General features: G+C 52.5%; 1 protein-coding gene. It reads left to right on the top strand.

The genetic code is table 11. The annotated features are described in order from the left end of the window. Positions 1-1,763 (top strand): SdrD B-like domain-containing protein (locus BM123_RS24120; protein WP_319922105.1); only part of this gene is annotated, 1,763 nt, incomplete at both ends.

The raw sequence follows: 1,763 nt of genomic DNA, 5'->3' as shown, positions 1-1,763 counted from the left end.
GAGACCGCTTCTTTGGGTGACTTTGTCTTCCTTGACAACGACGCTGACGGTCAGCAGGATGCTGACGAAGAAGGTGTCAACGGTGTCACCGTTAACCTGCTTGACGAAGACGGCAACGTTCTTGAGTCTACGGTAACGGTCGACAATCCTGACACAGGCGAGCCTGGTTACTACGAGTTCGATGAGCTTACGCCTGGTACACCATATGTTGTTGAGTTTGTTGCCCCTGATGGCAATGAGTTCAGCCCACAGGACGAAGGTGACGACGCTACCGACAGTGATGCCAACATCACGACTGGTCAGTCTGACGCTATCGTTCTCGAGTCTGGCGAAAACAATGAAACGATTGACGCTGGTGTCTACGAAGAAGCCTCACTTGGTGACTATGTCTTCCTGGACACGAACGCTGATGGTCAGCAGGATGCTGATGAAGAAGGTATCAACGGTGTAACCGTTAACCTGCTTGATGAAGACGGCAACGTCCTCGAAACGACGATGACTGCAGATAATCCCGATACGGGAGAAGCTGGCTACTATGAGTTCGATGAGCTCACGCCTGGTACGCCTTACGTAGTTGAGTTTGTTGCCCCTAATGGCTTCCTCGGTAGCCCACAGGACGAAGGTGATGACGCTACGGACAGCGACGCTGACGTAACCACTGGTCAGAGCCAGACGGTAGTCCTTGAGTCCGGTGAGAACAATCCTACGATTGACGCTGGTTTCTACGAGACGGCTTCTTTGGGAGACTTTGTCTTCCTTGACAACGACGCTGATGGTCAGCAGGATGCTGATGAAGAAGGTATCAACGGTGTCACCGTTAACCTGCTTGACGAAGACGGTAACGTTCTTGAGTCTACGACAACGGCTGACAACCCTGACACAGGAGAGCCTGGTTACTACGAGTTCGATGAGCTCACGCCTGGTACACCTTACGTAGTTGAGTTTGTTTCTCCTGATGGAACGACCTTCAGCCCACAGGATGAAGGCGATGACACCACGGATAGCGATGCCAACACGACGACTGGTCAGTCTGATCCTATCGTTCTTGAATCTGGCGAAGAGAACGAAACCATTGACGCTGGTCTCTACGAGACGGCTTCACTTGGTGACTATGTCTTCCTGGACACGAACGCTGACGGTCAGCAGGATGCTGACGAAGAGGGCATCAACGGTGTAACTGTTAACCTGCTGGTTGACGGTGCAGTAGTGGCTACTACAACTACCGTAACGAACGGTGGCGAAGATGGCTTCTACGAATTCGTTGACCTGACGCCTGGTGTTGAGTACGTAGTTGAGTTTGTTGCTCCTGATGGCTTCCTCGGTAGCCCACAGGACGAAGGCGATGACACTACGGACAGCGATGCTGACGTAACCACTGGCCTTAGCCAGACGGTTGTCCTTGAATCCGGGGAGAACAATCCTACGATTGACGCTGGTTTCTACGAGACCGCTTCTTTGGGTGACTTTGTCTTCCTTGACAACGACGCTGACGGTCAGCAGGATGCTGACGAAGAAGGTGTCAACGGTGTCACCGTTAACCTGCTCGACGAAGACGGCAACGTTCTTGAGTCTACGGTAACGGTCGACAATCCTGACACAGGCGAGCCTGGTTACTACGAGTTCGATGAGCTCACGCCTGGTACACCATATGTTGTTGAGTTTGTTGCCCCTGATGGCAATGAGTTCAGCCCACAGGACGAAGGTGACGACGCTACCGACAGTGATGCCAACATCACGACTGGTCAGTCTGACGCTATTGTTCT

This window comes from Neolewinella agarilytica (assembly GCF_900110645.1).
Lineage (GTDB): Bacteria > Bacteroidota > Bacteroidia > Chitinophagales > Saprospiraceae > Neolewinella > Neolewinella agarilytica.
The sequence above is the reverse complement of the archived record's forward strand: the minus strand, read 5'-3'. Positions and strand labels throughout refer to the sequence as shown.